The sequence below is a fragment of the Rhizobium sp. NLR8a genome, assembly GCF_019685235.1.
Taxonomy (GTDB): domain Bacteria; phylum Pseudomonadota; class Alphaproteobacteria; order Rhizobiales; family Rhizobiaceae; genus Rhizobium.
In genome coordinates this window covers 153,757-179,581 of sequence record NZ_JABDWI010000008.1, presented here as the reverse complement: position 1 = coordinate 179,581, position 25,825 = coordinate 153,757, and the positions used below count along the sequence as shown (strand labels likewise).

The 25,825-nt window shown below is 62.3% G+C and carries 26 protein-coding genes; 19 read left to right on the top strand and 7 right to left on the bottom strand.

The annotated features are described in order from the left end of the window. Window position 1: 1 nt before the first annotated feature. From HJC04_RS17005 to HJC04_RS16975, 7 genes are all read left to right on the top strand, one after another. Window positions 2-1,903: a potassium transporter Kup gene (locus tag HJC04_RS17005; protein ID WP_221146689.1), complete on the top strand. Its 1,902-nt coding sequence runs from the start codon at window positions 2-4 to the stop codon at window positions 1,901-1,903. Between the two features lie 324 nt (window positions 1,904-2,227). Then, on the top strand, window positions 2,228-3,439 hold the full coding sequence (locus HJC04_RS17000) for a cell wall hydrolase (protein WP_221146688.1): 1,212 nt from the start codon (window positions 2,228-2,230) through the stop codon (window positions 3,437-3,439). A 272-nt stretch (window positions 3,440-3,711) separates the two neighbouring features. Continuing rightward, complete coding sequence (locus HJC04_RS16995; protein ID WP_210629003.1) at window positions 3,712-4,047, top strand: AtpZ/AtpI family protein; 336 nt, start codon at window positions 3,712-3,714, stop codon at window positions 4,045-4,047. Window positions 4,048-4,110: 63 nt separating this feature from the next. Beyond that, window positions 4,111-4,863: a F0F1 ATP synthase subunit A gene (locus HJC04_RS16990; protein WP_210629002.1), complete on the top strand. Its 753-nt coding sequence runs from the start codon at window positions 4,111-4,113 to the stop codon at window positions 4,861-4,863. Window positions 4,864-4,931: 68 nt separating this feature from the next. Further along, complete coding sequence (locus HJC04_RS16985; protein WP_003588243.1) at window positions 4,932-5,159, top strand: F0F1 ATP synthase subunit C; 228 nt, start codon at window positions 4,932-4,934, stop codon at window positions 5,157-5,159. Between the two features lie 77 nt (window positions 5,160-5,236). Next, window positions 5,237-5,860, top strand: coding sequence for a F0F1 ATP synthase subunit B (locus HJC04_RS16980; protein WP_064800845.1), 624 nt, complete (start codon window positions 5,237-5,239; stop codon window positions 5,858-5,860). A gap of 3 nt (window positions 5,861-5,863) precedes the next feature. Further along, window positions 5,864-6,358, top strand: coding sequence for a F0F1 ATP synthase subunit B (locus HJC04_RS16975; RefSeq protein WP_210629001.1), 495 nt, complete (start codon window positions 5,864-5,866; stop codon window positions 6,356-6,358). Window positions 6,359-6,497: 139 nt separating this feature from the next. Here HJC04_RS16975 and HJC04_RS16970 read toward each other — a convergent pair whose 3' ends face one another. Next, entirely contained in the window at window positions 6,498-7,187 is a 690-nt protein-coding gene (locus tag HJC04_RS16970) for a ribonuclease HII (protein WP_210629000.1), read from the bottom strand. A 166-nt stretch (window positions 7,188-7,353) separates the two neighbouring features. Further along, the gene (locus tag HJC04_RS16965; RefSeq protein WP_210628999.1) at window positions 7,354-8,511 is read right to left on the bottom strand and encodes a PA0069 family radical SAM protein; all 1,158 of its coding nucleotides are present in this window, start codon (window positions 8,509-8,511) and stop codon (window positions 7,354-7,356) included. 140 nt (window positions 8,512-8,651) lie between these two features. On the opposite strand from HJC04_RS16965, the gene HJC04_RS16960 reads away from it, so the two are divergent. Both HJC04_RS16960 and HJC04_RS16955 read left to right on the top strand, forming a co-directional pair. Beyond that, window positions 8,652-9,170: a glycosyltransferase family A protein gene (locus HJC04_RS16960; protein ID WP_221146687.1), complete on the top strand. Its 519-nt coding sequence runs from the start codon at window positions 8,652-8,654 to the stop codon at window positions 9,168-9,170. 411 nt (window positions 9,171-9,581) lie between these two features. After that, window positions 9,582-9,917, top strand: coding sequence for a hypothetical protein (locus HJC04_RS16955; RefSeq protein WP_221146686.1), 336 nt, complete (start codon window positions 9,582-9,584; stop codon window positions 9,915-9,917). Window positions 9,918-9,997: 80 nt separating this feature from the next. Here HJC04_RS16955 and moaB read toward each other — a convergent pair whose 3' ends face one another. The 4 genes from moaB to HJC04_RS16935 all read right to left on the bottom strand — a co-directional run bounded on the left by moaB (window position 9,998) and on the right by HJC04_RS16935 (window position 14,422). Continuing rightward, window positions 9,998-10,549 carry a molybdenum cofactor biosynthesis protein B gene (gene moaB, locus HJC04_RS16950; protein WP_221146685.1) on the bottom strand — a complete coding sequence of 184 codons (552 nt, stop codon included), beginning with the start codon at window positions 10,547-10,549 and terminating at the stop codon, window positions 9,998-10,000. After that, window positions 10,549-11,433 carry a 4-(cytidine 5'-diphospho)-2-C-methyl-D-erythritol kinase gene (locus HJC04_RS16945; RefSeq protein WP_221146684.1) on the bottom strand — a complete coding sequence of 295 codons (885 nt, stop codon included), beginning with the start codon at window positions 11,431-11,433 and terminating at the stop codon, window positions 10,549-10,551. The genes moaB and HJC04_RS16945 overlap by 1 nt, the downstream gene beginning before the upstream one ends. Before the next feature lie 12 nt (window positions 11,434-11,445). Further along, complete coding sequence (locus tag HJC04_RS16940) at window positions 11,446-13,278, bottom strand: tetratricopeptide repeat protein (RefSeq protein WP_210628994.1); 1,833 nt, start codon at window positions 13,276-13,278, stop codon at window positions 11,446-11,448. A 127-nt stretch (window positions 13,279-13,405) separates the two neighbouring features. After that, window positions 13,406-14,422 carry a polyprenyl synthetase family protein gene (locus HJC04_RS16935; protein WP_210628993.1) on the bottom strand — a complete coding sequence of 339 codons (1,017 nt, stop codon included), beginning with the start codon at window positions 14,420-14,422 and terminating at the stop codon, window positions 13,406-13,408. Window positions 14,423-14,530: 108 nt separating this feature from the next. Between HJC04_RS16935 and HJC04_RS16930 the strand changes: the two genes are divergently transcribed. Together HJC04_RS16930 and HJC04_RS16925 are read left to right on the top strand one after the other, a co-directional pair. Continuing rightward, entirely contained in the window at window positions 14,531-14,758 is a 228-nt protein-coding gene (locus tag HJC04_RS16930; protein ID WP_088939554.1) for a DUF2007 domain-containing protein, read from the top strand. Window positions 14,759-14,765: 7 nt separating this feature from the next. Further along, entirely contained in the window at window positions 14,766-15,563 is a 798-nt protein-coding gene (locus tag HJC04_RS16925; protein WP_210628992.1) for a tRNA1(Val) (adenine(37)-N6)-methyltransferase, read from the top strand. On the opposite strand, the gene HJC04_RS16920 is transcribed toward HJC04_RS16925, so the two are convergent. Then, window positions 15,553-16,893, bottom strand: coding sequence for an Nramp family divalent metal transporter (locus tag HJC04_RS16920; RefSeq protein ID WP_210628991.1), 1,341 nt, complete (start codon window positions 16,891-16,893; stop codon window positions 15,553-15,555). The genes HJC04_RS16925 and HJC04_RS16920 overlap by 11 nt on opposite strands. A gap of 182 nt (window positions 16,894-17,075) precedes the next feature. Between HJC04_RS16920 and HJC04_RS16915 the strand changes: the two genes are divergently transcribed. From HJC04_RS16915 to HJC04_RS16880, 8 genes are all read left to right on the top strand, one after another. After that, window positions 17,076-17,936, top strand: coding sequence for a S49 family peptidase (locus tag HJC04_RS16915; RefSeq protein WP_221122513.1), 861 nt, complete (start codon window positions 17,076-17,078; stop codon window positions 17,934-17,936). Window positions 17,937-17,953: 17 nt separating this feature from the next. Further along, window positions 17,954-18,145 carry a hypothetical protein gene (locus tag HJC04_RS16910; protein WP_221122514.1) on the top strand — a complete coding sequence of 64 codons (192 nt, stop codon included), beginning with the start codon at window positions 17,954-17,956 and terminating at the stop codon, window positions 18,143-18,145. Between the two features lie 120 nt (window positions 18,146-18,265). Beyond that, window positions 18,266-19,222, top strand: coding sequence for a glycine--tRNA ligase subunit alpha (locus tag HJC04_RS16905; protein ID WP_210628989.1), 957 nt, complete (start codon window positions 18,266-18,268; stop codon window positions 19,220-19,222). Further along, on the top strand, window positions 19,219-19,770 hold the full coding sequence (locus HJC04_RS16900) for an AAA family ATPase (RefSeq protein ID WP_221122516.1): 552 nt from the start codon (window positions 19,219-19,221) through the stop codon (window positions 19,768-19,770). Before HJC04_RS16905 ends, HJC04_RS16900 begins: the two co-directional genes overlap by 4 nt. A 262-nt stretch (window positions 19,771-20,032) precedes the next feature. Beyond that, a complete protein-coding gene (locus HJC04_RS16895) occupies window positions 20,033-21,781 on the top strand; it encodes a DUF2207 family protein (protein ID WP_221146750.1) in 1,749 nt (582 codons plus the stop codon). A 112-nt stretch (window positions 21,782-21,893) separates the two neighbouring features. After that, a complete protein-coding gene (locus tag HJC04_RS16890) occupies window positions 21,894-22,445 on the top strand; it encodes a LemA family protein (RefSeq protein WP_210628987.1) in 552 nt (183 codons plus the stop codon). 90 nt (window positions 22,446-22,535) lie between these two features. After that, on the top strand, window positions 22,536-23,798 hold the full coding sequence (aroA, locus tag HJC04_RS16885) for a 3-phosphoshikimate 1-carboxyvinyltransferase (protein WP_221146683.1): 1,263 nt from the start codon (window positions 22,536-22,538) through the stop codon (window positions 23,796-23,798). Between the two features lie 38 nt (window positions 23,799-23,836). Continuing rightward, a complete protein-coding gene (locus tag HJC04_RS16880; protein WP_210628985.1) occupies window positions 23,837-25,771 on the top strand; it encodes a DUF2207 domain-containing protein in 1,935 nt (644 codons plus the stop codon). Window positions 25,772-25,825: the final 54 nt, after the last annotated feature.

Here is a 25,825-nt window from a genome sequence, read left to right as displayed (position 1 = left end):
CATGTCCGAAGAGAGCCATCCTCCGCACGAACGCCATATGACGCCGCGCAAGCTGTTCTATCTCGCGCTCGGTTCCGTCGGTGTCGTCTACGGCGATATCGGCACAAGCCCACTCTACGCGTTTCGGGAAGCGCTGAAGCCCGTCGCCCATGACGGTGTCACCCGTTTCGAGGTCATTAGTCTGATTTCGCTGATGATCTGGGCGCTGACCATCATCGTCACCATCAAATACGTTCTCTTCCTGCTGCGCGCCGACAACGACGGGGAGGGCGGCACGCTGTCGCTGCTCGCCCTTCTGATGAAGACCGCCAACGGCCATACCGCACTGCTGATGCTGCTCGGACTGATGGGCGCTGCCCTGTTCCTCGGCGATGCGATGATCACGCCGGCGCTTTCGGTGCTGTCGGCCGTAGAGGGTCTGAAACTCGTCACGCCCAGCCTGGCGGACTATATCGTGCCCATCTCGGTGGTGATCCTGGCGCTGCTCTTTGTCGTGCAATCGCGCGGCACCGGTGCCGTCGCCAAGTTCTTCGGGCCGATCACCGCCGTCTGGTTCCTCGTCATGGCCGCCGCCGGCATTTCCCATATCTCCGACGATTTCGGCATCCTCGCCGCCTTCAACCCCTATTATGCCGTCAGTTTCCTGCTGCATGAGGGTTTTTACGGCGTCGTCGTTCTCGGCGCGGTCTTCCTGACGGTGACGGGCGCCGAGGCGCTTTATGCCGATCTCGGCCATTTCGGCCGCCGCCCGATTCAGTGGGCTTGGTTCCTGCTGGTCTTCCCGGCGCTGACGCTGAACTATCTCGGGCAGGGCGCACTCGTGCTCGGCAAGCCGGAGACGATGTCCGATCCCTTCTATCTGATGTATCCGCAATGGGCGCTGCTGCCGGTCGTCATCCTCGCCACCGCCGCAACAATCATCGCCAGCCAGGCCGTCATAACCGGCGCCTTTTCGCTGGTGCGCCAGGGCATCAACCTCGGCTTCCTGCCGCGCATGGAAATCCTCTTCACCTCGGAAACCAACACGGGACAGATCTTCTTGCCGTCGGTCAACGCCGTGCTGTTCTTTGGCGTCATCTTCCTGGTGCTGAGCTTCAAGACGTCGGACGCATTGGCGACCGCCTACGGCATCTCCGTCACCGGCGCCATGGTCGTCACCTCGATCATGGCCTTCGAATTCGTCCGCGCCCGCTGGAATTGGTCGCTGCCGGTTGCGGTGATCGCGCTCGCGCCGCTCGTCGTCCTCGAAATGATCTTCCTCGGCGCCAACCTTCTGAAGATCCACGATGGCGGCTATATCCCGATCCTGATCGCCACCGCCTTTACCGTGGTCATGTGGACCTGGCGCCGCGGCACCGCGATCCTGATGGAAAAGACCCGGCACACCGATATTCCGCTCGCTTCCTTCGTCAGTTCGATCGAGCGCAAGAGCGAGCATTCGCCGGCGCAGGTTCCGGGCACGGCGATCTTCCTGACCAGCGATCCGGAATCGGCCCCCGCCGCCCTGCTGCACAATCTCAAGCACAACCACGTGCTTCACGACCGCAACGTCATCCTGACGATCCGCACCGTCAACAAGCCGCGCGTACCGAGCCACGACCGCTACAAGGTCGAGCCGATTTCCGAACGGTTCTCGCGCGTCGAGCTGCTCTTCGGCTTCATGGAATCGCAGAACGTCTCGCAGGCGCTGGCGACGCTGCGCAAGACCGGACTGAAGTTCGACATCATGTCGACCTCCTTCTATCTCGGCCGCCGCAAACTGGTGCCGGATGCCAAGTCGGGCATGCCCTACTGGCAGGACCGTCTTTACATTGCGCTGGCCAACGCCGCCGCCAACCCCTCGGATTACTTCCGTCTGCCGGCCAACCGCGTCGTGGAGCTGGGCTCGCACGTTATTATTTGATGGGTGCGGACGAGATTGCTGACGGGGGTGACCGCGCTTTGAACGGCTCTTCCGCCATCTCAACCTCCGGCATGCTCGGCCTTGAGCCGAGCATCCACACTGGACCTGCCAGCAGCGGCACGGGTCCTCGGCTCAAGGTCGAGGACAACGGAGATTGGGGGATGCGTTCCCGTCCAACTCGCTCTGCAGAGCTATAAGGCCAGAAGGAGCGCAGCGGCTCTGGATGGACGAAACTATCCGCCACATTAGAATATCCAAAGGCGCTCATAGTCACTTTCCGGCACACCCCGTTAACCGGACGTCAAGGTTAATGAGTGATTTTCGATGGCATGTTCCCGCGTTCCATGCACGGAGTTCGTGTTGCGTCGAAAGAGCCCTTCCCGTAGCAAGCTGCGTCTTCTTCCCGAGAACTGGGTGTCGCCCGCTATCTTCGGGCTTGCCGGCTGGCTGATCTTCCCGAGCGTTGCTTCCCACGCCGATCTCGCCACCATGCTCGCCGGTCTCGATCGTGAGGGGGAGAGCTGGCGCATGGTGCTGACCAATTCGCCGGCCGGCTCCATCCATCAGGCCGAGCTCGCCTTCGCCGGCCCGGCAGCGACCGGCTCGATCGCCTCAGGCGCCGGCATGGTGCTGCCAGATGGCCGCAAGGTGGCTTTTACGGCCAAGGACAAGGGTCACGAGGACACGCCGGACGAGGATTGCGTCATTCGCGGCACGAAGAAAGGCCGCGTCGTCGCCGTCGAGAAGATGCAGCCGCCGAAGGATTTTTCCGCCGGCTCCATTCTCGAGCGCACCAAGATGCTGTTCACCCCGAACTTCGATCTCAAGGACAGGTCGGCTTTCGTCAAGCCGAAGATCCAGGGCAGGGAAATCGAGATCGCCACCTCTTTTTATAAGAAGCAGCCGGTGATGCCGGAGGTCGGCGTGCCGGCGATGCTCGCAAGCCTTGTCACCAGCAACAAGGCCGACGTGCTGGCCACCGCCTATGCGCCGGCGGCACCGGATTACGCCCGCCAGTCGCCCTTCGATTCGATCTTGACCGAACCCGAGAGTGGCCGCTTCGTCCCCCAGATCGGTCCGGGCGATCACGCCTGGGCCGCAAGCGTGCTGCCGCCGAGCGTCTTTTCCGCCCGCGAGCAGCAATGCCTTGCCTCCGGCATCTATTTCGAGGCGCGCGGGGAATCGGTGAAGGGCCAGGCGGCCGTCGCTCAGGTTATCCTCAACCGCGTTCGAAACCCCGCCTATCCCAAGAGCATTTGCGGCGTCGTCTACCAGAATGAGGATTGGCGCAACCGCTGCCAGTTTTCCTTCGCCTGCGACGCCATCAGGGACCGGGTGAATTCGCAATATCACTGGCGGGTGGCCCGCGACGTGGCCATGGCAGTGACATCAGGCAAGATCTGGCTGCCGCAGGTAGGTTCGGCAACACACTACCATGCCGTCTATGTCAGGCCGAAATGGGCAAAGACCATGGAGAAGGTCGGCCGCATCGGTCTCCACGTCTTCTATCGCACCTATGGTGGCGGCTGGAGCTGAGATAAAGCGCTGGGGCCAGGCCGATTTTTCGCCCCCAAAAGCGGATTCTTTCCGTCGAATTTGCGCGCTCGGCCGGAAATCGACTTATCCCTTTGATTTCACGAATTTATTTTCTGGCTGGACAGAAGCCGTCTACGCCTTGACTATACCAAGCCCTAAAACTATGTTGCGCGCGACTTCAGAACGGGCCGGAAGGGTCTCAACCTTCGCGTCCGGGGTCCGAATGACCGGGGTAGCGGGAGTGCGGGCGACGGGCAGGCGAGGAGAGATCCATGGCGGATGACCGCGAGGAAAGTCTTGAGAAGCGCCGTGCGCAACTGGGAGCGGAACTCGCGACCAAGCGCGCTGAGGCGGGAGTGGAACAAGCAAGCGAGGCCCAAGCCGAGGTAAGCCGCAAAGGTTATGCCCAGGCGATGAAGCTCTCCAGCGAGTTCATTGCCGCAATCGTCGTCGGTGCCGTCCTTGGCTATCTTCTCGACCGTTTTGTTGGCACGGCGCCTTGGGGGTTGATTGTTCTTCTGCTTCTCGGATTCTGTGCTGGCGTTTTGAACGTGCTGCGTTCTGCGGGGGTGGTGGCCCACCCTCTGGACAAGGACGATAAGAAATAGAGGGCCGGTCCCGGTCCAGTGCAATGACCCCGCGTCCTGCGGGCCAAAGAGAGAGAACAAGCGGTGTCTAGCGATCCGACTCATCAGTTCCTGATCCAGAAGATTGTCCCGATCGAAATCGGCGGAATTGATTTTTCGTTCACCAACGCATCGCTCTTCATGGTCGCTTCGGCAGCCGTTGCCGCCGGCTTTCTTTATTTCTCGACCTCGAACCGCGCCATCGTGCCGGGTCGCTCGCAGTCGGTCGCGGAAATGTCCTATGAATTCATCGCCAACATGCTGAAGGAAGGCGCGGGCAAGCAGGGAATGAAGTTCTTCCCGCTGGTCTTCTCGCTATTCATGTTCGTGCTGACAGCGAACTTGCTCGGCATGTTCCCCTATTTCTTCACGATCACCAGCCAGATCATCGTCACCTTCGCGCTGGCGATCCTCGTCATCGGTACGGTGCTCGCCTACGGTTTCTATAAGCACGGCTTCCACTTCCTGAATGTCTTCGTGCCCTCGGGCGTGCCGGGCATATTGCTGCCGTTGGTCGTCGCGATCGAAATCATTTCCTTCCTGTCCCGTCCGATTTCGCTGTCCGTTCGTCTTTTCGCCAACATGCTCGCCGGTCACATCACGCTGAAGGTGTTCGCAGGCTTTGTCGCCTCGCTTGGAACCCTTGGTGCCGTCGGTATCGGCGGCGCCGTTCTTCCCCTCATCATGACCGTCGCCCTGACCGGTCTCGAGTTCCTCGTCGCCTTCCTTCAGGCTTACGTCTTCGCGGTGCTGACTTGCATGTACCTCAACGACGCAATCCATCCGGGCGGGCACTAAGGATAACGACAACGACGTCTCCAGGGCGTCAGTCATTCGCCGCAACAACCATTTCAAAGGAGTTCAACATGGAAGCGGAAGCAGCAAAGTTCATCGGTGCAGGCCTGGCTTGCTTTGGTATGGCCGGTACGGCTCTCGGCCTCGGCAATATCTTCGGCAGCTACCTCTCCGGCGCTCTGCGCAATCCGTCTGCCGCTGACAGCCAGTTCGGCCGTCTGGTATTCGGCTTCGCCGTTACGGAAGCTCTGGGCATCTTCTCGCTGCTCGTCGCTCTCCTCCTCCTCTTCGCTGTCTGATATCGGCGAATAGATGGATCACGGCCTGCGACCGCAAGCCGTGATCCTTTGCATTTGCAGTCCACCTGGAGGTGAGCATGTTTTTTGTGACCCCGGCTTACGCTGAAGAAGCACCGGCGGCAGCGACCGGCACGGATGCGCACGCCGCTCCGGCCGCAGGCGAGGTCCATACCGAGACCGGCGTTGCCGAAGGCGAACACGCCCGCGGCCCGTTCCCGCCTTTCGATTCGACGACCTACGCATCTCAGCTGCTCTGGCTGGTGATTACGTTCGGCGTCTTTTACCTCCTTATGCAAAAGGTCATCGCGCCGCGCATCGGGGCCATCCTCGATCAGCGCCACACGCGCATCTCCCAGGACCTGGAAGAAGCAGGCCGCCTGAAGGCGGAAGCCGACGCCGCCGTCCAGACCTATGAAGGCGAACTGGCCGCTGCCCGCGCCAAGTCCCACGCGATCGGCTCCGCCGCCCGCGACGCTGCCAAGGTCAAGGCCGAAGAGGATCGCCGGACCGTCGAGGCGAGCCTGTCGGAAAAGATCAAGGCTGCCGAAGCCCGTATCGCCGACATCAAGGCCAAGGCTTTCGCCGACGTCGGCACCATTGCCGAGGAAACGGCGGCCGCCGTCGTCGAACAGCTGATCGGCAGCACCGCTGCTCAGGCAGATGTCGCCGCCGCCGTCGCGGCAGCCAAGAAGGAGGCTTGATCGATGGATATTTTTCACCTCGACGCGACTTTCTTCGCCTTTGTCGGCCTCATCCTTTTCCTGGCGCTGGTCGTCTATCTCAAGGTTCCGGGCATGATGGCGCGCTCGCTCGACGACCGAGCCGACCAGATCCGCAATGAACTGGCTGAAGCCAAGCGCCTGCGCGAGGAAGCTCAGCATCTGCTCGCCGAATACCAGCGCAAGCGCAAGGAAGCGGAAGCGGAAGCCGCCCATATCGTTGCCGCAGCGGAGCGCGAAGCCGAGATGCTGACCGCCGAGGCGAAGAAGAAGACGGAAGAATTCGTTGCCAACCGCACGGCGCTCTCCGAGCAGAAGATCAAGCAGGCCGAGGCCGACGCGATGAAGGCGGTGCGTTCCGCCGCCGTCGACCTGGCGATCGCGGCCGCCGAGACGGTGCTCGCCAAGAAGGCCGACGGCAAGGTCCAGTCCGAGCTCTTCGGCAACGCCGTCGGACAGGTCAAGACGCGGCTCAACTGAGCGGTTCTGAATAGAATGAGAAAAAGGCCGGGCATGTCCTGGCCTTTTTCTTGTTGATAGCGCTTGTTTTTGCTTGGCCGCGTGCGGAGCTGCAGTGCGGCGTCCCTGATCGGCAATTGCCGGCCCTTTCTTTTGCAGCCTATTCGGAAATCAACTCGTCCATCTCAGGACCGTCCTCGCCGTTGCGCAGCGGCCGAAAACTCATCCGGTGCAGTGAGCAGGGGCCGTGCTTCTCGATGCCGGCGCGGTGCTGCGCCGTTCCGTAGCCGGCATGCGCGGCAAAACCGTAATCGGGAAACACGTTATGCGCCCTCGCCATCATCCGGTCGCGCGTCACCTTGGCGACGATCGAGGCGGCGGCGATCGAGACCGAGCGGGCATCGCCCTTGACCACCGCCTGTCCGGGGCAATCGAGGCCAGGCGGCACGTCAAGCCCATCTGTCAGCACGTAGCTTGCGGGAATGGCGAGGCTGCAGATGGCGCGACGCATCGCGTCCAGGCTCGCCTTGCGAATGTCCGTCTCGTCGATGCGGGTCGAGCTGGAGGAGGCGATGGAAACCGTCGCGGTCGCCAGGATCTGCACGAAGAGTTCCTCGCGCCGCTGCGCCGAGAGCTGCTTGGAATCGTTGAGGCCCTCAGGGATGCGCTTCGGATCGAGAATGACCGCAGCGGCCACCACAGGCCCCGCCAGCGGCCCGCGGCCTGCCTCGTCGGCGCCGGCGACCGGCCAGTGACCGGCCTTGCGGGCTTTGAGCTCGAGCTTGAAATCCGGCACGAGAGGGACCGTGTCGAAAAGCAGGGGAGAATCGGGTGGCGTGCGACGTTTCATGCGGCTGAACCTCGCACGCCAACCCGATTTCCCGCAAGTCCCCGGATCAGGGCGGCGGCCGGGGACGGTCCGGCGGATGGTGGCGGTCAAGGCCATCCGCAGGAATTGCGCTCGGGGCTCGAAACAGGGCAGTTTTTCTGAGCAGCCGATGCGCAAGCTTAAAAAATCAGAGCAGCGACAACTGCACGCCGCTGCCATCCGGTGGCACGAACAGATCGTCGCGCAGCGGCACGCTGCGCCGCGTCAGCTCGAAGCGTTTCGCCGCCATTTCGAAACGCCGGGCGATCTGCCAGGCATAGGGGCCGGCACCCTTCATGCGCTTGCCGAATTCGGCGTCGTAATCCTTGCCGCCGCGCATCGAGCGCACCAGCGACATCACGTGCCGGTAACGATCGGGATAGTGCTGCAACAGCCAGTCGCGAAAGAGCGGGCTGACTTCGAGCGGCAGTCTGAGGATCACATAACTCGCCTCGGCGGCGCCGGCAGCCTTCGCCGATTCGAGAATGCGCTCGAGCTCGTGATCGTTCAGCGCCGGGATCAGCGGGGCGGCCATGACGGCAGTCTGGATGCCTGCCTCCGAGAGCGCATGAATGGTCTCCAGCCGTCGCGGCGGCGTGGCGGCGCGCGGCTCCATCGCCCGGGCAAGCTTGCGGTCGAGCGTGGTGACCGAGATGCCGACGCGCACCAGGTTCTTGCCGGCCATCTCCTGAAGAATGTCGAGATCGCGCAGGATCATCGCCGACTTGGTGACGATCGACACCGGATGGTTCGCCTTGTTCAGCACCTCGAGGATGCCGCGCATGATGCGCCATTCCTTCTCGATCGGCTGATAGGGGTCGGTATTGGTGCCGATCGCGATCACCCGCACCTTGTAGCCCGGCTTGGCGAGTTCCCGCTCTAGCAGCTTGGCCGCATCGGGCTTGGCGAAGAGCTTCGTCTCAAAATCGAGCCCCGCCGAAAGCCCCATATAGGCGTGCGTCGGCCGGGCGAAACAATAGATGCAGCCATGCTCGCAGCCGCGATAGGGATTAATCGAGCGGTCGAACGAAAGATCCGGAGATTCGTTGCGGGTAATCGCGGTGCGCGGCTTTTCGATCTGCACCTCGGTCCTGAACGGCGGCAGCTCTTCCAGCGTCTGCCAGCCGTCGTCGAACGTCTCCCGCTGCAGCGCTTCGAACCGCCCTGTCGGGTTCAGTCCCGCTCCGCGCCCGCGCCGCCGGTCGCCCTCGACCCTGAGACCGGACGACACGATCATCGCATCGGCAATATCTGCCGTATTGGCAGGCGCGAATGCGGCCTGCCCTGCCAGGGACTGCTCTCTCATCGGATTCTCCCGCAGCGAAAAGCCGTTGCCTCCGCCCGTTTGTGATGATTAAATTCCTATCGGCAAAACGAGAACAATGCAAGAACAAAATCAGGAAAAGGATGCTGGCAAAAAATTGTGCGGCGCATTATGAATAATCGATGTTGACGGTTGTTCTCGAATGCCAGGATCAGGAATCCGAACTGGCGCAGACCTTATCGGTATTGGTGGCAGGCGCGGTGGAAGGGCTCGTCAGCGATGTGATCGTGCTCGATCACGGCTCGCGCGACGGCACCTCGCGGGTCGCCGACGCCGCCGGCTGCCGTTTCCATTCACAATGGGATATCAAGGATATCGTTCGCTCGGCCCGAGGCGAATGGCTGCTCTTCGTCGAGCCGGGCGCCAGGCCGCAGGCCGGCTGGATCGATGAGATCGCCGAGTATGTGGCGCTGAACAAGACGCCGGCGTGCTTTACTGCGTCGCGCGGCTATCGACGCCCCTTCTTCCAGCGCGTCGCCCGCGCCCGGCCGCCGCTGGAGCTTGGGCTGTTGATGCCGAAGAACCAGGCGCTCGCCACCGCCAGAAGCGGGATGCCTGTTGCCGACTTCGCCAAGGGCCAGAAGCCGCGCAAGCTCGCAAGTGAATTGATTCCTTCCTGGGTGGCGCGTGCCGCGCGGTAGAATGCCCATCCCTGCATCGACGCTGTCCGAAAAAGTGCCCCTCACCCTAACCCTGCCCCTTGAAAACGGGGAGAGGGGACGTGCCCGGCGAGAGGTTGGTGGTGATGGCGAGGTTGCGGCATGGTTCCTTCGCTCCGTTTACGGGGGTCCGAAGGACGTCGAGACCAGTGGCTCGACCCCGGTCGGTGGCGGCAGCCGGATGAGGGGCTGGTCTCGCCGCAAGCGCGCTTTGGTGATTGCTTCCCATCATCGCGCAAAGATGGCGCCCAATCGGATTTCGCGCTATAATTCGTCCATGGCGCCGCCGAAGCGCCGCGCTTCGCAACGGGTGCCGTGGAATGCCGGTGAACGGCAGAACAGGTCGGCGAAAAACTCCTCTTCTGCCGGGTTCCCGGCGAAAGGAGGTGCGTCATGCCAGGCGGTAGTATCCACGGCGTACGCAGTATGATCTGCGGCCTGCTGGCCGTCATATTGCCGACATTGGCGATCGCGCATCCGCATTCGGCAGCATCGCAGACGATGCTCAGTTGCGCAGGTCGATCCGACGTCGTCAGTTTCCTCGACCAGAATTTCGGTGAGAAGCTCACCGCCGTCGGGCTGGTCAATCAGAACGCCGTTCTTGAGGTCTATGCCGCCAAAAGCGGCACCTGGACGCTCGTGGTCACGGATATCCACGGCATAAGCTGCATCTTGCTGTCGGGTGATGGCTGGGATTCGATGCCGGCTCTGCCGGGCATTGCCACATGACAAATGCCAGCGCGTCGGCGCCGAAAGTCTGAATCGGATTTTCGACGGCGCGACCGCGGCGCTGGAACGGCAGCTCCAGTCTATTTCTGCGCGCCGCGTTTCAGATGCTCGTCCAGGCGCGGCATGATCTCGACGAAATTGCACGGCATGCTGCGATAGTCGAGCTGTGCTTTCAGTATGCCGTCCCAGGCGTCCCGGCAGGCGCCGGGCGAGCCGGGCAGGGCGAAGATGAAGGTGGAGTTGGCAACACCCGCGGTGGCGCGCGACTGGATCGTCGCCGTGCCGATCTTATCGTAGGAAATACGGTGGAAGACGGCGGAAAAGCCGTCCATGCGCTTTTCGAACAGCGGCTCCACCGCCTCGGGCGTCACGTCTCGGCCAGTAAAACCGGTGCCGCCCGAGGTGATGACGACATCGATCTCCTCCCGCTCGGTCCAGGCTTTGACCTGGGTGGCGATTTCCTCCCGGTCGTCGGGCACGATCGCCCGCTCGACCAGCCTGTGGCCCGCCTCGGCAATCCGCGCCGCCAGCGTATCGCCGGACTTGTCCGTCTCCGGCGTGCGCGTATCCGAGACGGTGAGAACCGCAATGCCGACGGCGATGAAGGGCCGTTTTTCGTCCAAACCTGCCATCACATGCCTCCCGAAACCGTTTCCGTCGCCTGGAAATACCAGTCGGGCCGCGCCTCGTGAAGAGCCGCCGCCGCATCTCGCGCCGCGGCCATGTCGGCAAAGATCCCGAAGCAGGTAGCGCCGGAGCCGGACATACGGGCAAGAAGAGCGCCCTCGGTCCACAGCATCGCCAAGATCGCCGCGATTTCGGGCACGGCCTCGCGCGCCGGTGGCTCCAGGTCGTTGCGAGCCGCGCCGATCGCCGTAAGCCAGCCTGCGGTCTGTGCGAGCGTCAGGGGTGAATTGTTCTTTGCCTTGAGTCGGCGGAAAACCTCCGGCGTCGAAACCCCCTTCAATGGGTTGGCAAGCACCATGGCGAAGGCCGGCAGATCGGGCACGGCTTCGATCTCCTCGCCGATGCCGCGGGCAATCAGCGGCCGGCTCTCGAGGCACATGGGCACGTCGGCGCCAAGCTTCAGCGCCAGCGCAGCCAGCGTCTCTATCGGCAATCCAGTGCCCCAGAGGCGCATCAGCCCCCGCAGTGTCGCCGCCGCGTCGGCCGAGCCGCCGCCGATGCCCGAGGCGACGGGCAGGTTCTTCTGGAGGTGGATATGAACGGGGAACGCAAGGGTGCCCACGACGTCGCGCAGGAGGTCGCGCGCTCTGATCACCAGGTTGGTGCCGCCGTCGTCGGCAAGCGTCTCGCCGAAACGGCCCGATAGGGTGAAGGCGTCAGCCTGCGCCGGCAGGAAGCCCAGCCGGTCGCCGCAATCTGCGAAGGTCACCAGCATATCGAGCAGGTGATAGCCGTCCGGCCGCTGGCCCGTTACATGCAGGGCGAGATTGATCTTCGCGCGCGCCTCTTCGGTGACGCCGAAAGCATTGGCCAAGCCCTGCTCAGGCATCGGTGGCGCCCGTCAGGACTTCTTGTCGACCGGCGGCGGCGTGACCGGCGCCGGATCCGGCTGCTTCTTGTCGGCCGCCTTGGCATCGTCGTTAGCGGGCAGGCCGTTTGCGACCTTTTCCTTGATCTTCGGAATTTCGGCCGCTTCAGGCTCGGAGGCGAGCGCCCGGTTCCACTGGTAGACGGCTTCGAGCTTGCGCCCGACGCGCCAGTAGGCATCGCCGAGATGGTCGTTGATCGTCGCGTCGCCGGCCTTGATCTGTGCCGCCCGCTCCAGCTCGTCGACGGCGTCGTCGAAGCGGTTGAGACGGAAGTACGCCCAGCCGAGCGAATCGATGATGTAACCGTCGTCAGGGCGAAGATCGACGGCCTTCTTGATCATGGCGAGGCCTTCGTCGAGGTTCCGGTTCATGTCGATCCAGGAATAGCCGAGATAGTTCAGCACCTGCGGCTGGTCGGGGTTGAGCTCCAGAGCTTTGCGGAAGTTCGGTTCGGCCTGGTCCCACTTCTTCAGCCGCTCATAGGCGATGCCGCGCTGGAAGAAGACGCTCCAGTTGGCGCGGCCGGGAATTGGGCCGATCGCTTCGACCGCCTTGTCGTAATTGGCGGCCATCGCCTCGTAATCCTTGGCGTCGGAGAGCACGCTGCCATAGGCGAGGTAGCTGCGGATGTCCTTCGGGTCGGAGGCGATCAGCGCCTGCAGGTGCTTGCGTGCCTCGTCGACCTTGCCGCCCTGGGCAAGGGCGAGGCCGAGCTGCAGCTCGGAAATGCGCCGCATCGGTGAATTCTCCGGCACCTTCTTGTAGAGGGAGATGGCGCGGTCCATCTGGTTCTGCTTTTCGGCGATGCCGCCGAGCAGCACCAGCGTATCGGCGCTGTTGGGATCGAGCGCGTTGGCGGTCTGCAGGTAGAGCGAGACGATATCCTCGGCGCCGTCGCGGTTCAGCGCGCCGCCGACGGAGAAGAGCACGCCGGCGGCGCCTTCTTCGGCGGTCTTGACCTGCTGCTCCTGCTTCTCGCCCTTCTCGATACTGTCGCGCAGCGCATTCAGCGGCGCATAATTCGGCAGCAGGTTATCGCCGACGGACACGGCATCGAGCGCCTTCTGCTTGTTCCCCTGCGCCGCCTCCAGGCGGGCAAGCGCCATCACCGCACGCATGAACGTGTCGGGCGCCGTTGCCCCGCCTTCCTTGTCGAGCACGGCGTCGTTCAGATGCTGGCGGGCCGATTTCACGTCGCCGGTGACGACGGCGATCGCACCGGCATTGTAATTCTGGAAGATGCGGAACCAGTCCGGCCCCTTCATCTTCTCGACCATGGCGAGCGCTTCCTTGCCGCGGCCGGCGCCGACCCGGGCCCAGGCGAGCAGCAGGTCATTCATCATCCGGTCGAGATCGTTGGGCCCCTTATATTTCAGGATCGACTCGGCGGTCTTGTAGTCGTCGCGGCGTACGGCATCCATGCCGCGCACGATCGTGGTGATGCGCTCGACCGAGGGATCGCTCTTCAGATCATTGGCGTATTTGACGCCTTCCTTGATGTCGCCGTTGAGCAGCAGCGAGATCATCAGCCGCTGGCGAATCTCGGGATTGCCGGGCTCGATCTGCAGCGCCTTCTTGTAGAGCGCGATCGCCGTTTCGTAATCGTGATCGACATCGGCCGTGCGCGCGGCGAGGAAGGCGCCGGAGAAAGTGGTGACGCTATCGGCATCGAAGAAGCTCTCGGCCTTACCGGCATCGCCCGCCTTGGCCGCATCTTCGGCACTCGCGCCGGCAACGCCGCCGAGCGAAAGGACAGCCGCCAGGGCTGCGCTCGTAAGAAGACGGATGGCAATTCTCTGCCGCATTAGGAAACCTTTCTTCGAGAGCGTCCGGCCGCTGCCGGTCGCAAATCAGTCGTCATCACTGATTCATAACAGGATGGCTTTTTTGGAGCGGCGCTGCAAGAAAATCAGCCTCGATCGCGGCGTTCGATCAATTGACGCGCTCGATGCAGAAGTCGATCACTTCCATCAGGGCGGATTTCCATACCGTATCGGGAAGCGGCGCCAGCGCGTCCCGCGCGATCGTGCCGTAATGGACCGCCCGATTGATCGTGTCGCTCAGCGTGCCGTATTTGGTGATCAGCCCCAGCGCTTTTTCCAGGTTGGCGTCGCTGCTGTTGCCGGCCTCGATCGCATCGCGCCAGAAGGCGCGCTCCTCCGTGGTGCCGCGGCGATAGGCCAGGATGACGGGCAGCGTGATCTTGCCTTCGCGGAAATCGTCGCCGACATTCTTGCCGAGATCGGCGGCCTTGCCGCCATAGTCGAGCGCGTCGTCGACGAGCTGAAAGGCGAGGCCGAGATTCATGCCGTAGGATTTCAGCGCATTGCGGCCGGAACGGCCGGCATCGGCGACGATCGGCCCGACTTCGGCGGCAGCCGCAAAGAGAGCCGCCGTCTTGGCGCGGATGACGGAGAGGTAGTCGTCTTCCGTCGTCTCCATGTTCTTGGCGACGGAAAGCTGCAGCACTTCGCCTTCGGCGATCACGCAAGCAGCGGAAGACAAGACGTCGAGCGCATCGAGCGAGCCGACATCGACCATCATGCGGAAGGCCTGCCCGAGCAGGAAATCGCCGACCAGCACGCTTGCCTGGTTGCCCCAGATCATCCGAGCCGTCGATTTGCCGCGGCGCAGGTCGCTTTCATCGACGACGTCGTCATGCAGCAGCGTCGCCGTATGCATGAATTCGACCGAGGTGGCGAGCTTGATGTGGTTTTCGCCGCGGTAGTCGAACAGCGAGGCGGCCGCCAGCGTCAGCATCGGCCTCAGCCGCTTGCCCCCGGATGAGATCAGATGGTTCGCCACTTCGGGGATCATCTGCACGTCGGAGCCGGCTTTCGACAGAATGAGCTGGTTCACCCGCTCCATGTCAGCCCTGGTGAGATCGACCAACGGCTTGATGGATGCCAGTTTGTTTTTGCTTTCTTCAAGCGGTATGACCACGCCCAACGACCCGGACTCCTGTTCATTCATTGCATCTGACAATAGAAAGGGGCGATGGGCGCGGCAAGGGGTGAATTGTCGCGTCAGCCGAAATTGGAAGGAAAAAGACGGCAAATGCATGAACTTATCCGCGCCAACGATCCCGTCCTGCTCTCCTTTGCCGAGAGCCTGATGAAGGATGCCGGAATTCACTGCTTCATCGCCGATCAGGGGATGAGCGTTCTGGAAGGCTCGCTCGGCATGCTGCCGCGCCGCCTGCTGGTGGATGAGGAAATGGCCGACCGGGCCCGCCGTATCCTGATCGACGCCGGTCTTGGCGGCGAACTGCGCGACAGGACATGAGCGGGCGATGACCGGTAAATTCGCCGAAACCATCGATGCCTTCCATCGCGGCGCCTTTCATGTGGTGCAGCCGAAGGGCAGGGGGCATCGCGCCGGCATGGATGCGATGCTGCTGGCCGCCCTTGTCGCCGACGATCGCCCGGTCAAAGTTGCCGATCTCGGCGCCGGCGCCGGTGCTGCCGGCCTTGCCGTCGCCTCGCGCCTTGTCAAGACGCAAGTGGTGCTGTTCGAGCGTTCGGCCGAAATGGCCGATTATGCCCGCCGCAGCATCCTTTTGCCGGAAAATGCCCATCTCGCAGCCCGCCTCAGTGTCATCGAGGCCGATGTGACGCTGACCGCCAAGGCGCGCAACGATGCCGGCCTTGCCGATGAAAGCTTCCACCACGTGATCATGAACCCACCCTTCAACGATGCCGGCGACCGGCGCACACCCGATGCGCTGAAGGCCGAAGCCCATGCGATGACCGACGGCCTGTTCGAAAGCTGGATCCGCACGGCCGGCGCCATCATGATCCCGGGCGGGCAATTGTCGCTGATCGCCAGGCCTCCGTCGATCGCCGAGATCATCGATGCCTGCGGCCGGCGCTTCGGCGGCATCGAGATCACCGCCATCCATCCACGCGCCGGGGAAAATGCCGTGCGCATCCTGGTGACCGCCATCAAGGGCTCGCGTGCGCGGCTGTCGCTACGCGCGGCCCTCATCATGCACGAAGAGGGGAGCCACAAGTTCTCCCCTCTGGTCGACGATTTCAACAATGGCCGGGCAGCCTATGCCAGGCTTCGATCGTCAATCGCTAGCCGCTGACGAAGTCGAAGAGCAGCTTGACGTTCAGCCCGGCGATGACGACGGCGATCACATAGGCGGTGCCGCTCAGCCAGCGCGGCGCGACGAGTTCGCCCATCTTGGCCCGGCTGGCGGTGAACATCACAAGCGGAAAGACCGCGAAGGAAAGCTGCAGGCTGAGCACCACCTGTGTGAGGATCAGGAGTTCGGCCGTGCCCTGGTTGCCGTACCAGATGGTGACGACCGCCGCCGGCACGATGGCGATAGCGCGGGTGATCAGCCGGCGCACCCACGGTTTCAGCCGGATCTTCAGGAAGCCTTCCATGACGATCTGGCCGGCAAGGGTCGCCGTCACCGTCGAGTTGAGGCCGCAGCACAGAAGCGCGATGCCGAAGAGCGTCGGCGCGATCGCGAGGCCGAGCAGCGGCGACAGCAGCGCATAGGCATTGCCGAGCTCGACGACGTCGGTCTTGCCGTTGGCATTGAAGGCGGCGGCCGCAAGGATCAGGATCGAGGCATTGATCAGAAGCGCGAAACACAGCGCGACGGTGGAGTCGATCGTCGCATAAGTCAGCGCCTCCTTCTTCTCAGGGATCGTGTGACCATAGGCCCGCGTCTGCACAATGCCGGAATGGAGATAGAGATTGTGCGGCATGACCGTCGCACCGAGGATGCCGAGCGCGAGATAGAGCATCTCCGGATTGGTGACGATTTCGGTTGTCGGGAAGAAGCCGGTAATAACGGCGCCCCATTGCGGATCGGCAAGGAAGATCTGCACGCCGAAGCAGAGCGCGATCACGCCGAGCAGCGCGATGATGAAGGCTTCCACCCAGCGGAAGCCGAGCTTCTGCAGGAAGAGGATCAGGAAGACGTCCAGCGCGGTGATGAGAACGCCGAGCTCCAGCGGGATGCCGAAGAGCAGGTTGAGGCCGATTGCCGTGCCGATCACCTCGGCAATGTCGGTGGCGATGATGGCGATTTCCGCAAAGGCCCAGAGCGGCACTGAGACATATTTAGGAAAGGCGTCGCGGCAGGCCTGCGCGAGGTCGCGGCCGGAGGCGATCGCCAGCCGCGCGCAGAGCGATTGCAGCACGATTGCCATCACGTTGGAAAGCAGCGCGACGGTGAGCAGCGCATAACCGAATTTCGAGCCGCCGGCGAGCGAGGTCGCCCAGTTGCCTGGGTCCATGTAGCCGACGGCGACCATGTAACCCGGCCCGGCAAAGGCCGCCGCCCGGCGCCATATCGAGCTGTGACGCCCCGTGCCCACAGTGCGGTAGACGTCCGACAGCGACGCCTCTCCGCGTTCGTGCCGCCAGCCGCTTTTTGCATTGGGATTGAGGGCGTCCATGCCATTTCCACCTGTTTATCGTCCGTGCACTATGACCGATTAGAATGATAATGCAAGTCATTCGCAACAAGAAAATCAATCCGATGTTTTTCAGGAACGCGGCCATTGCGTTTGTCGTTCCAGCGCATACATGGATGCGATCGCGGATTGACGATCGCGCGAGCCGAAGCGAAGGATGGGAAATGGCCGGATTCTTGAAAAAGCTGCTGCCGAAACGGTTCCGCAAGGAGGGCCTCACCGTTCCCGTCGTCAGGCTGCAGGGTGCGATCATCAGCGGCGGTGGCCAGTTCAGGCCCACCCTCAATCTCGCCAATGTCGCCCCGGTCCTGGAAAAGGCCTTCGCCATGAAGGAGGCGCCGGCGGTTGCCATAACAATCAATTCGCCAGGCGGCTCGCCTGTTCAGTCCCGCCTGATCTTCACCCGCATTCGTGAGCTCGCCCGCGAAAAGCAGAAGAAGGTGCTTGTTTTCGTCGAGGATGTCGCCGCTTCCGGCGGCTACATGATCGCGCTTGCCGGCGACGAGATCATCGCCGACGCCACCTCGATCGTCGGCTCGATCGGCGTCGTCTCCGGCGGTTTCGGCTTTCCCGAGCTCCTGAAGAAGATCGGCGTCGAGCGCCGCGTCTATACGGCCGGCGAAAACAAGGTGATCCTCGATCCGTTCCAGCCGGAAAAGGAAAAGGATATCGAGTACCTCAAGAGCCTGCAGCTCGAAATCCACCAGGTCTTCATCGCAATGGTGCGTGAGCGCCGCGCCGGCAAGCTGACGGATGATGCGACGGTGTTTTCCGGCCTGTTCTGGAGCGGTACGCGCGGCCTCGAGCTTGGCCTCATCGACGGTATCGGCGACATGCGCCAGGAATTGAAGCGGCGCTACGGCCAGAAGACCCGGCTGGAACTCGTCACCGCCGGCCGCGGCCTCTTCGGCCGCCGCATTCCCGGCGTATCGCCTGTTACACTCGAAGGCGCGGGGGCAGGTCTCGCAACGGGACTTGTCGAAGTGGCGGAAGAGAGAGCATTGTGGAGCCGCTTCGGGCTTTGAGAGGAGCAAGAGAGGGCATGGCACAGCTTATCACCATCCTGGTGCTGGTCTTTTCGGCCTGGTGGCTCTACCGCCGCTTCGTCTCCGATGCCCGCAGGCTCGCCGAAAAGTCCCGCCGCGCCGAGAAAGAGCGCCAGACCGGCGCGATCGGCACGCTGGTCAAAGATCCCGTGACCGGGGAATATCGGTTGAAGCGGGATGACGAATAGGTCTCGGCGAAAAGCCTCGTGTGTCTCCGCACAGCTCCTCGCCCCCGCAAAACCCTTGACCCCTGCCGCCCACCATGGCACCTGTCGCGCCGATAATTCCCAAGCAATCGGTGCCGTTTCATGTCAGCCATCCCAGACCATATGAACCCGAAGCGCTCCTTCCAGGCGCTGATCCTGACCCTGCATGGTTACTGGGCGGACAAGGGTTGCGCGGTGCTGCAGCCCTACGACATGGAAGTCGGCGCCGGCACCTTCCATCCGGCCACCACGCTGCGCGCCCTCGGGCCGAAGCCGTGGAAGGCAGCCTATGTGCAGCCGTCGCGGCGCCCGTCCGACGGCCGCTATGGCGAAAACCCGAACCGTCTGCAGCATTATTACCAGTACCAGGTCATCCTGAAGCCGAACCCGCCCAATCTGCAGGAGCTCTATCTCGGCTCGCTGGCGGCGATCGGTCTCGATCCGCTGCTGCACGACATCCGTTTCGTCGAGGACGACTGGGAAAGCCCGACGCTCGGCGCCTGGGGCCTCGGCTGGGAATGCTGGTGCGACGGCATGGAAGTCTCGCAATTCACCTATTTCCAGCAGGTCTGCGGCATCGAATGCGCGCCGGTCGCCGGCGAACTGACCTATGGTCTCGAGCGCCTCGCCATGTATGTCCAGGGCGTCGACAACGTCTATGATCTGAATTTCAACGGCCGCGAGGGCGACGAGAAGATCAGCTATGGCGACGTCTTCCTGCAGGCCGAGCAGGAATATTCGCGTCACAATTTCGAATTCGCCAATACCGAGATGCTCCATCGCCACTTCGTCGATGCCGAGAAGGAATGCCGGGCGCTGCTCGATGCCGGCGCTCCCGGCCAAAGCGACAACCAGCGCCTGCACAAATGCGTCTTCCCGGCTTACGACCAGTGCATCAAGGCCAGCCACGTCTTCAACCTGCTCGACGCCCGCGGCGTCATCTCGGTGACCGAGCGCCAGAGCTATATCCTGCGGGTGCGCACGCTCGCCAAGGCCTGCGGCGAAGCCTTCCTGCTGACCGACGCCGGCGGCGTCAACCTGTCGAAAGAGGCGGCGTGACGCAAAAGCCTGCCGGCCGTATCGTCCATCTCAACGGCTGGCCAGGCACCGGGAAGCTGACGGTCGGCCGATTGCTGGCGAGAAGCCTCGGCGCGCGGCTCATCGACAATCACACGCTGCTCAATCCGGCCGAAGTTCTTTTCGCCCGCAGCAATCCTCTGCATGCATCACTGCGTAAGCAGATTCGACGAGCGGTTTTCGACCACGCCTTGCACGCCGATCCGGCTGAAAGCTTCGTCTTTACCGATGCTCTTGCGGATGACGAGCATGATGGTGCGATGTTCTCCTCGTATGTCGATCTGGCTGCCGCCAGAGGCGCGGATCTGGTCGCGGTTCTCCTCGATTGCGCGCCGGAGGAGAATGCCAGGCGCCTCATCTCTCCCGGCCGATCCGAGGCGCTCAAGCTGACGGATCCGGCGAAGCTGCAACAGCTCCGGGCAAACCATAAACTGTTGCGCGGACTGGCTGAACACACAGTCGAAATTGATACGACGGACCTTTCGCCGGAGCAGACGGCGGCTCGAATTCGCACGCATATCGGTGTTTGACGACAGCCGAGAATCCTGCGTCTTTGTTGCCCAAAGTTCTCTGCGGCGAAACGTTCCTGCTGACTGACGCCGGCGGCGTCAGCTGACGAGCCAGACGGCGTAGGCAGTCTCGAAAATTTTCGTCGGTGCAAGGCCAGCCTTCTTTTGTATTGCGCAAACCATCACTACGTTGTCAGGTGTTGCGACAACGCAAGCTTCGGTATCTCTTTTGAAGAACGATATTCTTTACTTTAAATTTTCAGATGAGAATTTCGCCGCCAGGATGTTGCGTCTTTTATCATGGCCCATCTTATGCTCCATACTGGTTGTTCTGACGTCGTGCAGCGATTTTGACAAGGAGTTCACCGTCCAGTCGGCAAACAGTACGGTCGAAGTCTACACCGACGGCACTGCCTTTGTGTCGGAGCACTTCGACATCGCGGTAAAAATGGCGATGAATTACGGCGGGGTCTACGTCGATATCCCTCAACGTTTCGTGGATGCGGCGGGTGGTGTTCACTGGCGAGATTTCCAATTGGCCGCAGCCCGGCGCGACGGACTCGACGAATACTATTCTCGGGAAAATAATGTGCCGGGCTACTCGATCTATATAGGAGCCGAGCACTGCAAAGACTGCTCTGCAGATCTGCCCACCGGTCTTGCAAAGATCCAGATCGCTTACTGGCTCGGACGCCTGGTTCGTCAGGAAGGCGACCGCGAGGTTCTCTTCCTGCCGGCCTATATGGGCCGCGTGCACGGTCAGGGCGCGAAAAAGACGCTTACTCTGAAGCTGCCGCCGGGCGGAACGTTGCGCCCTTCGCAACAGGATCGGACGGCCGCCTATGACATGGTGCGGAGCGCACCGAATGAGATCTCGGTGTCTATTCCAGCTGGTAAAGCGGATCGAGTCCTGCCAGACATCGAGATCGAATATCCCGCTGGGACCTTTGTGACCATGACGAGTGGCAAGCGGGTAGAGTGGTGGCTTTCCGATCACTTTCTCCCATTCATAAGCATTTTGGGACTGCTCCTCGCCGGTCTGTTTATCCTCAGTAGGTGGCGGGGTTGGCGATTGCCCGCATCTTCAATTGCTGTCGATAGCAAGGAGACGGAGAGCATATCGCCTGCTTTAGCCGCCTATTTGTTTTTGAACTGGAAGCCCGGTGCTGCAAAGGCAGCCTTCATGGCGTCTGCCTGCCATCTCGCAGTGAAAAGAATGCTTCGCATTTCCAGCCTTGATGAGGATGCCGAAGCTTCGGATTTGTCAGCCAGGCAAGTGCGCAAGAAGGGAAAGGTGGCGCGCGCCAGATGGTATGGTCTTCCAGCTGTGACGCGTTCGGTATTTGGTCGAATAGAAGGAGAGAGGCCAGTCAACGATCGGCGCAGGGTCAGACATGCCCTCCATGGTTTCGAACGTGACTTGCACCAGATTGTCGCAGAGGAATATCGGAAAGTTAGAGGTGGCGTAGATCGAGCAATGTTGGCGACTTCGGCGACAATTCTGGCTCTTGGCATTGCCGTCGCCTACCTTACGGGTCTTTCGCTCTATTCCGCCGCCATCTCAGGGTTATTGTTCATTGTTTTTCTGGTTGTAACCATGTTCCGCCATCCTGAGCGGTTTCCCGTCGCGACCGGCACCGCCGAGCAGTTCAAACAGGCGCTTGGTTTGATGGTGGGGCTTCCGGTGACGGTGATCGCTGCACTTGTCTATATCGGTACGACTGAGGTGATCAGCGAACAGTGGCCATATTTGATGGCGATCTTGCTGCACATTGCCGGCATTATTGCGGTTTTGGCGATGTCGCGCATGCCAACGTCGAAGCAGCGGCGGATCCGCAATAACATCCTTAGTTTGAATCGTTATTTTCGCGGCGAGATAGATGGCCCGGCAATGTCCGTCGAATGCTACGAGCACTATCTTCCTTTCGCCGTTGCCCTGAGCGTCGAGCAACGCTGGACCGAGCGGTTCAATCTTTGGCGAGAAAGCGAAAAGATGGAAACCTATGCTCCGGATTGGCGGAGCAGTTCTTAGAGGGACAGTGATGTAAAGGTCTGATTGAAATCTGCGAAGAACGACCGCACCACGATGACTTTGTCACGCCGAATCACTAACGTGCGATCATCAAATCGGGGAGCTCATCTGCATGTATGTGATACTTGCTCTTATCGTTGTCATCGCGCTTTACATCGTCTTCATTTATAACGGCCTGGTTCGTTCCCGGCAGATGGCTGAGGAAGCCTGGTCGGGCATCGATGTGCAGTTGAAGCGGCGCGCCGATCTGATCCCGAACCTGATCGAGACGGTCAAAGGCTATGCCGCCCATGAAAAGTCGACGCTCGAGGAGGTGGTTGCGCTCCGCAACAAGGCGCAGGCCGTGCCATCGGGTGACGTTGCCGGCAGGGCGCAGGCGGAAGGCCTGCTCGGCCAGGCGCTCGGCCGGGTGATCGCGCTCGCCGAGGCCTATCCCGATCTCAAGGCCAACCAGAATTTTGCCGAACTGCAGGCGTCGCTCGAAACTCTGGAGGGCGAGCTGCAGATGGCGCGGCGTTATTACAACGGCGCGGCCCGCGACCTCAACGTCAAGGTCGAAAGCTTTCCCTCCAATCTCGTCGCCGGCCAGTTCGGTTTTGCCAAGCGGGAGTATTTCGAGATCACCAACGAGGCCGATCGCGCCGTCCCCAGCGTCAAATTCTGACGATCCGGCATTTTGCCTTTGCAAAAAACCGATTAAGAGCAAGGGCAGGTGGCGACGCGCTTTAGCTCGCCCATGGACGGAAGACGTAGCATGACACGCACAGCCAAACTCACGATCATCCCGCCGGGCCGGCCGCTTTCCGGTCGCGCCATGCCGCCGGGCTCGAAGTCGATCACCAATCGGGCCCTGCTTCTCGCCGGCCTTGCCGAGGGCACGAGCCGGCTGACCGGCGCGCTGAAGAGCGACGATACCCGTTATATGGCCGATGCGCTGCGCGCCATGGGTGTTGCGATCGACGAGCCCGACGACACAACTTTCGTCGTCACCGGCAGCGGCCGGCTCATGCCGCCGAAGGCGCCGCTCTTCCTCGGCAACGCCGGGACGGCCACACGTTTCCTGACGGCGGCTGCGGCTCTGGTCGACGGTACCGTCATCGTCGACGGCGACGAGCACATGCGCAAGCGCCCGATCGGCCCGCTGGTCGAAGCGATGCGCACGCTCGGCATCGACATCACCGCCGAGACCGGCTGCCCGCCGGTCACCGTCAGGGGCACCGGCCGCTTCGAGGCCGACCGGATCCTGATTGATGGCGGGCTGTCCAGCCAGTATGTTTCGGCGCTGCTGATGATGGCGGCCGGCGGCGACCGTTCGGTCGACATCGAACTGGTCGGCGAGGATATCGGCGCGCTTGGCTATATCGATCTCACCACGGCGGCGATGAGGGCCTTCGGCGCCAAGGTCGAAAAGACCAGCCCCGTCACCTGGCGCGTCGAACCGACCGGCTACCGCGCCGCCGATTTCGTCATCGAGCCGGATGCATCGGCCGCGACCTACCTCTGGGCGGCCGAAGTGCTGAGCGAGGGCAAGATCGATCTCGGCGTACCGAACGATGCCTTCACCCAGCCGGATGCCAAGGCTTACGAGACGATCGCCAAGTTCCCGCATCTGCCGGCCGAAATCGATGGCTCGCAGATGCAGGATGCCGTTCCGACGATCGCCGTGCTTGCCGCCTTCAACGAGACGCCGGTCCGCTTCGTCGGCATTGCCAATCTGCGCGTCAAGGAATGCGACCGCATCCGCGCCCTGTCCACCGGGCTCAACAAGATCCGCGAAGGTCTGGCCGTCGAGGAAGGCGACGATCTGATCGTCCATTCCGATCCTGCTCTCGCCGGCCAGCGTCTTCCGGCCGAGATCGACACCTTCGCCGATCACCGCATCGCCATGAGCTTTGCGCTCGCCGGACTGAAGATCGATGGCATCACCATTCTCGACCCCGATTGCGTCGGCAAGACGTTCCCCGCCTATTGGCGGACGCTCGCCGCCCTCGGCGTGACCTATCAGGACAATGATTGACGAAAAGCGCGGCCGGGGCCGCCGGCAGGGAGAGAGGAATGGGGCGTCGGTTTTTCGGATTCTGCTTGGCGCTCATCTTGATGCTCGCCGCGCCGGCGGTCTTTGCCGCCGAGGTGATCGACAGCTTCGCCTCCGACATCACGCTGGAAAAGAGCGGCGCGATGACGGTGAGGGAAACGATCACCGTCAATGCCGAGGGCAACCGGATCAATCATGGCATCTTCCGGGACTTTCCGCTTTTTTTCACCGACGCCGGAGGTCGTCGCCGCAGCGTCGATTTCGACATGGTGTCGGTCAGCCGCGACGGCGCGGACGAGCCCTGGCATACCGAATCGATATCGGGCGGCATCCGCATCTATGCCGGCTCCGCCGAGGTGACGGTGACGCCGGGTCGTCATCGCTACGTCTTCACCTACCGGACCAACCGCCAGATCCGCTACTTCGACGATCACGACGAACTCTACTGGAACGTCACCGGCAATGGCTGGATCTTTCCGATCCGCTCCGCGACGGCGACGGTGACGCTGCCGCCGGGTGTCGCTGCGACGGGGACGATCTTCTTCACCGGCCCGCAAGGCGCGACTGGAAAGAACGCCCGTGTCAGCGAAAGCAGCGCCGGCCTTGTCTTTTCCACCACCGCGCCTCTTGGCCCCAATGAAGGCCTGACCTTTGCGATCCGGATGCCGAAGGGCTCGATCGATCCGCCGAGCGCGGATATGGAAAGCACCTGGTGGCTGAAGGACAACCGCAATTATTTCATCGGCTTCGGCGGCCTGATCCTGGTTTTCGCCTACTACCTCAGATCCTGGCTGAAGGTTGGTCGCGATCCCGCCCGGGGCGTCGTCGTGCCGCGCTGGGATGCGCCTGACGGCATCTCGCCGGCGCTGGTCAACTACATCGACAATAGGGGCTTTTCCGGCGGCGGCTGGACGGCGCTTGCCGCCACGGCGCTCAATCTTGCGGTCCGCGGTTACGTCAAGCTCGAAGACCTGAAGAATTCGATCGTCATTCGCGGTACCGGCAAGGCGCTCGGCAAGGAGAAGTTCCAGGCCGGCGAGGCCGAACTGCTGAAAGTGGCCGGCGGCGAAGGCAGGACGCTGACGATCGACAAGGCCAATGGCGAGCGGGTAAAATCGGTAGGGCAGTCCTTCCGTTCGGCCATCGAGAAGGAACATCGCGGCAAATATTACAATTCCAACATCGGCTATACCGCAGGCGGCATCGCGCTCAGCGCCGCCGCCCTGGTGGCGCTGTTCGTCTTCGGCTCGCTGGAGCCTGACACGATCGCACTGATGCTGATCCCGATTGCCATCTCGGTCTTCATTTCCGTCTTCGTCGCCGGTTTGGTCAAGTCGCTGCACCACGGCAGATCGCTGTTCGCCAAGGTCATGGCCGTCATCGCCGCAGCGGTCGGCGTTTTTGTCGGCGTCAGCATCCTGGCGATCATTGTCCTGACGCTTGCCTCGTCGCTGGTGGAGCTGCACGAAACGCCGATGCTCTTTGCCGTCGGCGGCATCGTGCTGCTCAACGTCCTCTATGTCTTCATCATGGGCGCGCCGACCCCGCTCGGCGCCAGGATGATGGACGGCGTTGACGGCCTGCGGCAATACCTGACGCTGGCCGAGAAGGACCGCATGAATATGGCCGGCGCTCCCCAAATGTCGCCGCAGCATTTCGAGACCCTGCTCCCCTATGCCGTGGCTTTGGGCGTCGAAAAGCCCTGGTCGCGCACCTTCGAGACCTGGCTCGCGGCAGCCGCCGCCGGCGCGGCCGCGGCCTATTCGCCCTCCTGGTATTCCGGTGATTTCAACAGCGGCAGCTTCTCCGACCGTATCGGCGGTTTCTCCTCGTCAATGGCGTCCACCATCGCGTCGACGATCCCCTCGCCGCCGCCGTCGAGTTCATCCTCCGGTTTTTCCGGCGGCGGCTCCTCTGGCGGAGGTGGCGGAGGCGGCGGAGGCGGGGGCTGGTAAGCTTTCCCGCTTGACCTTTCAGCCCGTGGCCCTTAACCGCCTGACGGAACAGGA

Excerpts from the sequence above, each read along its gene's own strand:
- HJC04_RS16985 (WP_003588243.1), top strand. The coding sequence starts at position 4,932 with ATGGAAGCGGAAGCAGCAAAGTTCATCGGTGCAGGCCTGGCTTGCTTT.
- HJC04_RS16880 (WP_210628985.1), top strand. The coding sequence starts at position 23,837 with ATGGGGCGTCGGTTTTTCGGATTCTGCTTGGCGCTCATCTTGATGCTC.
- HJC04_RS16890 (WP_210628987.1), top strand. The coding sequence starts at position 21,894 with ATGTATGTGATACTTGCTCTTATCGTTGTCATCGCGCTTTACATCGTC.
- HJC04_RS16940 (WP_210628994.1), bottom strand. The coding sequence starts at position 13,278 with ATGCGGCAGAGAATTGCCATCCGTCTTCTTACGAGCGCAGCCCTGGCG.
- HJC04_RS16905 (WP_210628989.1), top strand. The coding sequence starts at position 18,266 with ATGTCAGCCATCCCAGACCATATGAACCCGAAGCGCTCCTTCCAGGCG.
- HJC04_RS16995 (WP_210629003.1), top strand. The coding sequence starts at position 3,712 with ATGGCGGATGACCGCGAGGAAAGTCTTGAGAAGCGCCGTGCGCAACTG.
- HJC04_RS16930 (WP_088939554.1), top strand. The coding sequence starts at position 14,531 with ATGCATGAACTTATCCGCGCCAACGATCCCGTCCTGCTCTCCTTTGCC.
- HJC04_RS17000 (WP_221146688.1), top strand. The coding sequence starts at position 2,228 with ATGGCATGTTCCCGCGTTCCATGCACGGAGTTCGTGTTGCGTCGAAAG.
- HJC04_RS16910 (WP_221122514.1), top strand. The coding sequence starts at position 17,954 with ATGGCACAGCTTATCACCATCCTGGTGCTGGTCTTTTCGGCCTGGTGG.
- HJC04_RS16955 (WP_221146686.1), top strand. The coding sequence starts at position 9,582 with ATGCCAGGCGGTAGTATCCACGGCGTACGCAGTATGATCTGCGGCCTG.
- HJC04_RS16915 (WP_221122513.1), top strand. The coding sequence starts at position 17,076 with ATGGCCGGATTCTTGAAAAAGCTGCTGCCGAAACGGTTCCGCAAGGAG.
- HJC04_RS17005 (WP_221146689.1), top strand. The coding sequence starts at position 2 with ATGTCCGAAGAGAGCCATCCTCCGCACGAACGCCATATGACGCCGCGC.
- HJC04_RS16970 (WP_210629000.1), bottom strand. The coding sequence starts at position 7,187 with ATGAAACGTCGCACGCCACCCGATTCTCCCCTGCTTTTCGACACGGTC.
- HJC04_RS16960 (WP_221146687.1), top strand. The coding sequence starts at position 8,652 with ATGTTGACGGTTGTTCTCGAATGCCAGGATCAGGAATCCGAACTGGCG.
- HJC04_RS16895 (WP_221146750.1), top strand. The coding sequence starts at position 20,033 with ATGTTGCGTCTTTTATCATGGCCCATCTTATGCTCCATACTGGTTGTT.
- aroA (WP_221146683.1), top strand. The coding sequence starts at position 22,536 with ATGACACGCACAGCCAAACTCACGATCATCCCGCCGGGCCGGCCGCTT.
- HJC04_RS16975 (WP_210629001.1), top strand. The coding sequence starts at position 5,864 with ATGGATATTTTTCACCTCGACGCGACTTTCTTCGCCTTTGTCGGCCTC.
- moaB (WP_221146685.1), bottom strand. The coding sequence starts at position 10,549 with ATGGCAGGTTTGGACGAAAAACGGCCCTTCATCGCCGTCGGCATTGCG.
- HJC04_RS16965 (WP_210628999.1), bottom strand. The coding sequence starts at position 8,511 with ATGAGAGAGCAGTCCCTGGCAGGGCAGGCCGCATTCGCGCCTGCCAAT.
- HJC04_RS16920 (WP_210628991.1), bottom strand. The coding sequence starts at position 16,893 with ATGGACGCCCTCAATCCCAATGCAAAAAGCGGCTGGCGGCACGAACGC.
- HJC04_RS16980 (WP_064800845.1), top strand. The coding sequence starts at position 5,237 with ATGTTTTTTGTGACCCCGGCTTACGCTGAAGAAGCACCGGCGGCAGCG.
- HJC04_RS16945 (WP_221146684.1), bottom strand. The coding sequence starts at position 11,433 with ATGCCTGAGCAGGGCTTGGCCAATGCTTTCGGCGTCACCGAAGAGGCG.
- HJC04_RS16925 (WP_210628992.1), top strand. The coding sequence starts at position 14,766 with ATGACCGGTAAATTCGCCGAAACCATCGATGCCTTCCATCGCGGCGCC.